The 7,583-nt window shown below is 61.8% G+C and carries 8 protein-coding genes; 4 read left to right on the top strand and 4 right to left on the bottom strand.

Annotated elements, in window-relative coordinates; all coding sequences use genetic code 11:
* The first annotated feature begins 26 nt into the window (after nt 1-26).
* The 3 genes from Q427_RS17860 (at nt 27) to pepN (ending at nt 3,875) form a co-directional block, all read left to right on the top strand.
* Entirely contained in the window at nt 27-560 is a 534-nt protein-coding gene (locus Q427_RS17860; RefSeq protein WP_043516459.1) for an Hsp20/alpha crystallin family protein, read from the top strand.
* Between the two features lie 200 nt (nt 561-760).
* Nucleotides 761-1,165 carry a YbaN family protein gene (locus Q427_RS17855; protein WP_043516457.1) on the top strand — a complete coding sequence of 135 codons (405 nt, stop codon included), beginning with the start codon at nt 761-763 and terminating at the stop codon, nt 1,163-1,165.
* 76 nt (nt 1,166-1,241) lie between these two features.
* The gene (gene pepN, locus Q427_RS17850) at nt 1,242-3,875 is read left to right on the top strand and encodes an aminopeptidase N (RefSeq protein WP_043516455.1); all 2,634 of its coding nucleotides are present in this window, start codon (nt 1,242-1,244) and stop codon (nt 3,873-3,875) included.
* Between the two features lie 95 nt (nt 3,876-3,970).
* Here pepN and Q427_RS17845 read toward each other — a convergent pair whose 3' ends face one another.
* The 4 genes from Q427_RS17845 to Q427_RS36400 are packed head-to-tail and all read right to left on the bottom strand — an operon-like array spanning nt 3,971 to nt 6,530.
* Nucleotides 3,971-4,258 (bottom strand): hypothetical protein, encoded by a 288-nt coding sequence (locus tag Q427_RS17845; RefSeq protein WP_043516453.1) that lies wholly within the window; start codon nt 4,256-4,258, stop codon nt 3,971-3,973.
* 17 nt (nt 4,259-4,275) lie between these two features.
* Complete coding sequence (locus Q427_RS17840) at nt 4,276-4,662, bottom strand: CBS domain-containing protein (RefSeq protein ID WP_043516451.1); 387 nt, start codon at nt 4,660-4,662, stop codon at nt 4,276-4,278.
* 24 nt (nt 4,663-4,686) lie between these two features.
* On the bottom strand, nt 4,687-5,037 hold the full coding sequence (locus tag Q427_RS17835) for a P-II family nitrogen regulator (RefSeq protein ID WP_043516449.1): 351 nt from the start codon (nt 5,035-5,037) through the stop codon (nt 4,687-4,689).
* Nucleotides 5,034-6,530, bottom strand: a complete 1,497-nt coding sequence (locus Q427_RS36400; protein ID WP_043516447.1) for a DUF1538 domain-containing protein — start codon at nt 6,528-6,530, stop codon at nt 5,034-5,036. The genes Q427_RS17835 and Q427_RS36400 overlap by 4 nt, the downstream gene beginning before the upstream one ends.
* 329 nt (nt 6,531-6,859) lie before the next feature.
* Here Q427_RS36400 and Q427_RS17825 point away from each other — a divergent pair, with 329 nt between their 5' ends.
* Entirely contained in the window at nt 6,860-7,456 is a 597-nt protein-coding gene (locus tag Q427_RS17825; protein WP_043516445.1) for a LemA family protein, read from the top strand.
* Nucleotides 7,457-7,583 lie beyond the last annotated feature (127 nt).

Below are 7,583 nucleotides of genomic sequence, written 5' to 3'. Positions count from 1 at the left end.
TGGATTGATCAAACAGGAGGTGGCGTATGAATCTGCAAAAACTCTCACCCTGGAACTGGTTCAAGAGCGAGAGCGCCGATGCACCGGCTCCGCCCTCCACGGTGGAGCCACGGCGGGGTGAGCTTACACCGTTGCTGGGTATGCATCAGGAACTGGATCGCTGGATGGATAACGTCATGCGGCAGTTCGGCATGCCGTCCCTGGAGAGCCGCTTTGGTGACATGCCGGGCCTCTTGCAGCCAAGACTCGATATTGCCGAGCATGACACCGAGTACGTGATCAGCGTCGAGGTGCCGGGGGTAGAGGAGAAAGACATCACCCTGGCCCTGGACGATCACCGCCTTGTCATTGAAGGTGAGAAGCGCCAGGAGAGCCGTGCTGAAGAGGGCCAGCACCATCGTATCGAGCGCTCCTATGGCCGATTCCGCCGCGTGCTGGACCTGCCTTCGGATGCCGAGGACGAGGAGATCAAGGCCACCTTCGACAAGGGGGTGCTCACGGTTCGGGTGCCGCGCAGCGAGCAAGCCAAGGCGTCCCGCCGGGAAATTCCCATCCAGTAAGAGCAGAACGTATTGGCCTATTGAACTCGCCGATGGCGAGTTTTTTTTGCCAGGCGTCTTGAACGGTGCCGCCCATTGGCAACGACATCTACCCGGTGGCGGCCTATCAACCAGAACCATAGGAAGAGGCGATTGGCCACAGCGGCGGTGATGGGCTTCAATGATCGTTAAATGACCGTACCCACTGCCGGAGGAAGCGCATGTCCTCGCTTCGCCGTATTGCCTACATTGCCCTGGCCTGGGTCAGCTTCTGTCTCGGTGTCATTGGTGTCGTTGTACCGTTGATGCCGACAACCTGCTTCATGCTGCTGGCGGTCTGGGCGGCCTCCCGCGGCTCGCCCCGTTTCGCCCTGTGGATTCGAGAACACCCGCGCTTCGGCCCGGCGGTAGTGGCCTGGGAGGGCGAGAGGGCGATTCCCCGGCACGCCAAATGGCTGGCCGGTGCCATGCTGGCCTTCTCGATTCTGGTGTTGCTGCTGACCCTCAGCGTGGTCTGGCTGAAAGCGATTCTTGTCACCGGGCTGACCCTGCTGGGCCTTTGGATCGCCAGCCGCCCCGAGCCTCGGGGGCTTGCCACGCCACCCAACCATCTTGTTCGCCGTTGAATGGACGGCTGCCTTTGAGGTTGGGGAGCCGGGCCCCGTACAATAGCCGTCGATTCCCGTCAGGAGCCTTTCCCCGATGTCTGAACCCAAGCCGACCTATCTCAGCGACTATCGGCCGCCTGCCTACCGTGTTACCCACACCGAGCTGACCTTCGATCTCAAGCCCGATGCCACACGGGTCAAGGCGCGACTGCACCTTGAGCGCCATCCGGAGCGAGAGGCCGGCGCGTCGCTGGAGCTCGATGGCGAGCACCTCATTCTCAAGTCCATCGCCATCGACGGCCAGCCATTGGATGAGAACGAGTACGCCCTCTCTGCCAACGGGTTGGTCATTCACCGGGTACCCGAGCGTTTCCTGCTGGATACCGAGGTGGAAATTGCGCCGCAGGACAATACGGCGCTGGAGGGGCTCTACCTCTCCAACGGCATGTATTGCACCCAGTGCGAAGCGGAAGGTTTTCGACGCATCACCTATTATCCCGACCGCCCCGATGTCATGGCGACCTTCTCCACGACGGTCATCGGTGACGCAAGTCGAGAACCGGTGCTGCTTTCCAACGGCAATCCGGTGGAGCGCGGCCAGTTGCCGGGTGGGCGCCATTTCGTGACCTGGGAGGACCCGTATCCCAAGCCCTGCTACCTGTTCGCCCTGGTCGCCGGGGATCTCGCGAAGGTGGAAGACAGTTTCACCACCATGAGCGGTCGCGAGGTGGCGTTGCAGTTATGGGTCGAGGAGGAGAATCTCGACAAGACCGACCATGCCATGGCGTCGCTGAAGCGGGCCATGAGATGGGACGAGGAGACCTACGGGCGCGAGTACGACCTCGACCTGTTCATGATCGTGGCGGTCAATGACTTCAACATGGGCGCCATGGAGAACAAGGGACTCAACATCTTCAACTCCGCCGCGGTGCTGACCCATCCGCATACCGCCACGGATGCCGCCTTCCAGCGGGTCGAAGGGATCGTTGCCCACGAGTACTTCCACAACTGGTCGGGTAACCGGGTGACCTGCCGCGACTGGTTCCAGCTCTCGCTGAAGGAGGGCTTCACCGTCTTCCGCGACCAGTGCTACTCCGCCGATATCAACTCTGCCGCAGTCAAGCGCATCGAGGACGTGGCGTTCTTCCGCACCGCGCAGTTCGCCGAGGATGCCGGCCCCACCGCCCACCCGATCCGTCCCGACCACTACATCGAGATCACCAATTTCTACACCCTGACGATCTATGAAAAGGGGGCAGAAGTGGTGCGCATGTTGCGTAATCTGGTGGGCTGGGAGGCTTTCCGCCGCGGCAGCGACCTCTACTTTGAGCGTTTCGACGGCCAGGCGGTGACCATCGAGGACTTCGTCGGATGCATGGCCGAGGCATCGGGGATGGATCTGTCCCAGTTCATGCGCTGGTACTCCCAGGCCGGCACGCCGGAAATCGATGCCCATGGCGAGTACGATTATGCCAACGCCGAATACCACCTGACCCTGCGTCAGCGTACCCCGGCCACTCCCGGCCAGCCTGAGAAGAAGCCGTTGCACATTCCGCTACGGATGGGCCTGGTAGGCACCAAGAGCGGCCGTGACCTGCCCTTGACGCTGGGCGGCGAATCGCTCGGTAGCGATGCGGTGATTCACCTGCGCGAAGACGAACAGGCATTCATTTTCACCGACGTTGCCGAGGCCCCGGTGCCCTCCTTGCTGCGTGGTTTTTCGGCGCCGGTTCAACTGCGATTCCACTACAGCCGCGAGGATCTTGCCTTCCTCATGGCCAACGACTCCGACGGGTTCAATCGCTGGGATGCCGGCCAGCGACTGGCCATGTTGGCGCTGGATGACTTGATTGCAGCTCACCGCAATGGTGTCGAGAAGGTGATGGATCCGCGCGTCGTCGAGGCCTTCCGGGCCCTGCTCGAGCTGGGAGGCGACGACAAGGCGGTGCTGGCCGAGATGCTGACCCTTCCTTCCGAAGCCTATATCGCCGAGCAGCAGCCGCTGGTGGACGTGGATGCCATCCATGCGGCTCGCACCTTCGTCAAGCAGTCCCTGGCCACCACCCTGCGCGATGAGTTCATGGCGCTTTTCGAAGCCAATCGCTCGGATGCCCCCTATGCGCCCGAGCCGGAGCAGATCGGCCAGCGCAGCCTCAAGAACGTGGCCCTCTCCTACCTGATGGCGATAGAGGACGAGCAGGGTGTCGAATCGGCCCAGGCGCAGTTCCATGCCGACCACAACATGACCGACGTGCGTCATGCCTTGACCCTGCTGACCCACAGCAGCCGCAATGACCTGGCCGACCCGGCACTGCGGGCCTTCGGCGAGAAGTGGGCGCACGATCCCCTGGTCATGGACCAGTGGTTCAGCATCCAGGTGACGCGCCCCCAGTCGGATGCGCTGGACCGGGTCAGATACCTGATGGGGCATCCGGCCTTCTCGTTGAAGAATCCCAACAGGGTACGGGCCCTGGTCGGTACTTTCGCCAACCAGAACCGAGTCAATTTCCATCGTATCGATGGTGAGGGCTACCGTCTGCTCGCCGATGTGGTGATCGAGCTCAATCGCCTCAATCCCGAGATCGCCGCTCGGTTGATCACGCCGCTGACCCGCTGGCAGCGCTTCGACGAGACCCGCCAGGAGCTGATGAAGGGCGAGCTCGAGCGCATCCGTGCCGAGGAGCTCTCACCGAACGTCTATGAGGTGGTGGAAAAAGCGCTGGCTTGAAGGCAGGAAGGGGCTTTACTCGGTGTGAACCACAGCGCCGCCCATGGGGCGGCGCTGCTGTTTCGGGGGGTGCTGTTGCTTCGGGCGGAGAAGGCTCAGTTGATCAGCCAGCTTAAAACCGTAATGCCGAGCAGCCCCCAGATCAGCGTCGCCACCAGGCGTCTGCGCAGCAGGGCGCGCAGGCCCAGATAAAGCAGCCAAAGGCCGAGAACCAGGATCAACAGGCTCACCAGGGTAGACGGGACGCCTAGCGAAGCGGAGAGGCCGTGGAAAAATCCACGGGCGGCGTCGCCCAGGTTCTGGAAGAAGTGGACCAGCAGATCCACCACGAAACGGATGATCTCGCCGAGTGTCGTGCCCAGCCAGGTGAAGAAATCTTGCATGCGTCGTTCCAGTAGCCTTACTCGATCATGTCGAGAACGGTCCCTACGATATCATCCATGGTGACCAGGCCCACCAACTTGTTGTCATCGAGTACCAGGATCCGCTTGACCACGCTGTCGGTCATCAGGCTGGCGACATGACGCACATCCAGTGACTCGCCGACACCGATGGCCGGCTTGGCGCAGACGTCATAGACATTGATCAGGTCGATGTCGCCGTTCTCGGCGACGATGGTCTTGAGAATATTGGTGTAGGTGATCAGGCCCCAGGCGTCGTGGGGGTCCTGCTGCTCGACAACCAGGCATTTGAGGTTGTGGCGCTTCATCAAGCCCAGGGCGTCGCGCAGGGTGGCGAAGGGTGACACCGTCACCACGTCACGCATCATGATGTCCTTGACCAGCATCTTGTCACTCCGTCTGTTGTTGAATCAGTGGTCGTGCCTCAGTCGCTCTTCGAAGCGCTTGACCTGCGACATGTCGATTCCACCGAGGTGCTCCACGGGCAGGGTCATGACCAGTCCCTTGGAGTCGTCGCCGGTAGGATTGAGTATCTGGCGTATGGCCTTGAGTACCTTGAGCGACAGGCCCTTCTCCAGCGTCAGCAGCATGATGCTTTGACTGCCTTCGAAGGTCAGGCCGAAGAAGGTCTTCTTGCGCTCCCCACCGATGCCACGGCCAGACATCAGGGTCATGCCAACGGCGCCCGCCTCGGTGGCGGCATCGATGCACTCCTGCTCGAGCTCCTCAGGTGCGATGGCAACCAACAGGGAAAACTTCATGTCCTCTTGCCTCCAGGCTTGGCCAGCCAGTCCATGAGAATGGCATAGCTCATAACGGTCACGATAGGAAAGATCGAGGCGAAGGCGATCAGCCCGAAGCCGTCGATCAGTACGTTGCGGCCCTCGATCTGGCTGGCCAGGCCGATGCCCAGCGCCGTCACCAGCGGCACGGTCACCTCGGAGGTCGTCACGCCGCCCAGGTCGAAGGCGAGTGCGACGATGTAGCGAGGGGCCAGTGCAGTCAGCACAATCACCAGGGTATAGCCGCCAATAATATAATGGTGAATGGAGTCGCCGGTGATGATGCGATGTACACCGATGGTGATACCGATAGCCACGCCCAGTGCCACCAGGATGCGGATCACGTTGCCCTGGATCTTGCCAGCCGCCGCCTCTTCGGCCTGCTGGCCGATGGCGATCAAGGCCGGCTCGGCCATGGTGGTGGCAAAGCCGATGCAGAAGGCGAACAGGTAGACCCACAGCCAGGTATCGAAGGTGACCAGCTGATGTGCCATGCTCTGGCCAATGGGAAAGAGGCCGAGCTTGAGGCCCACCACGAAGGCGTAGAGGCCGATGATCACCAGGGCGAAGCCGATGCCCACCTTGAGCGGATCGGCCAGCGAGCGCTTGAGGACGGCATACTGGAAGAACAGGATCACCAGAATGATCGGCAGCACGTCGCGCAGCATGCTGAAAAGATCAAGCACCATGACCAGCAGCCCGGAGGGGGGCGCTGTGTCGCTGCTGGGCGCGACCAGCTCCGCGCCACTGGGGATGCTGCCCGGATCGGCATAGACGAGGATGCCGTAGAGCTGCACGCTGATCATCGGCACCATCACGGCCAGTGCCACCAGCCCGAAGCCATCGATCAGCGAGCTGCGGCCACGAATGGAGGCGGCGAGGCCAATGCCCAGGGCGGCAATCAGCGGGACCGTAACGATATTGGTGGTTACCCCGCCGGAGTCGTAGGCCAGGCCGACGATCTCCTCGGGGGCGAAGAATGTCACCAGCACGACCAGGACATAGCCAACGATCATGTACCAGTGCAGGGGGTGGCCAAGGATGATCCGGAACACGCCGAGGGCCATCACCAATCCCACCGAGCCGGCCACGATAAGTCGCAGAGTCAAGGCGTCGATCCGCCCATCGCTGATCTGCGCGGCCTGGTCGGCGACGGCGATCAGCGCCGGTTCAGCCACCACCGCGGAGAAACCGATGGCGAAGCCGAACAGCATCAGGATCGGCATGGAGCCGCGGCGAGCGAACTGGTTGGCCAGGCGCTTGCCCACCGGGAAAATGCTGAGCTCCAGCCCCTGCAGGAACAGCGCGACGCCTACGGCAACGATCATCAGGCCGATCGCCATACTCAACCCGTTTTCGGGCCACTGTCTCAGTAGCAGGGCCTGAAAGGCCACCACCACGATGATGATCGGCAGCAGGTTGCGCATGGCATGGGCCAATGCATGAAGGAAATCCCTGAGTTGCTCTGCCAAGACCGGCTCCCTTGCGCATGTTCCGTTGATACGACAATCGGTCTGTCGCTGTTAAGCGGAGCGTGGACAGGCTAGCCTGTCAGTCCGGATAGTAACATTAGCCTGACTCGATGAACGACAGGTGACAGGTGACGGTTGGCGACTTGCCACTGGCCGTGGCGGTATGACGCGGCTGTCGCCAGATTATATCATCGCGTATGGCCTTGCGTGGGCGTGCGTGACTTGCCCGGAATTGATCACGGTCAAGACTATGTCTATGGTCCTGGGCGGGATTTCGCGCAATGCGCCAAGCGGGATATGCGTATCGCGCCAAACGGAGAGGAGCGGCAATGAACGTTTCGCTGATCATCGTGCTGGTGGTGCTGGGCCTGGTCGTCATCTACAGCGTCAGTATCTACAACCGGCTGGTGGCACTGAAGAACCGCTATCAGAACGCCTTTGCCCAGATCGAAGTGCAGCTGAAGCGTCGTTACGACCTCATTCCCAACCTGGTGGAGACGGCCAAGGGTTACATGGCCCACGAGCGGGAGACACTGCAGGCGGTTACCGAAGCACGAAATACCGCCCTGGCAGGCCTCAAGCATGCCGCTGCACAGCCCGGCGAGCCGGGTGCCATGGCCGAATTGGCCGGGGCCGAAGGGGCTCTGGGGGCGGCGCTCGGACGGTTCAACATGGTCATGGAGGCGTACCCGGACCTGAAGGCGTCGGAGAACATGCGCCAGCTCTCGGAGACGCTCACCAGCACCGAGAACCGGGTCGCCTTCGCTCGCCAGGCCTTCAATGATGCGGTCATGCAGTACAACACCTACAAGCAGAGCTTCCCCCCGATCCTGCTGGCAGGCCCGCTGGGGCATCGCGAGGATGCGGCGCTGCTCGAGTTCGAGGACAGTGCTGAAATTCAGGCGGCGCCCAAGGTCAGCTTCTGACGAGGAAAGGCATGGATTTTTTTGGAGCCCAGGACCAGGCGCGACGACTGACGGCACGGCTGGTACTTCTGCTGCTTGTGGCGGTGGCCGGCATGGTGGCGGCGGCGGTGCTGGTCGTGGCAGTGGC

The organism is Halomonas sp. BC04 (assembly GCF_000568385.1).
The sequence above is the reverse complement of the archived record's forward strand: the minus strand, read 5'-3'. Positions and strand labels throughout refer to the sequence as shown.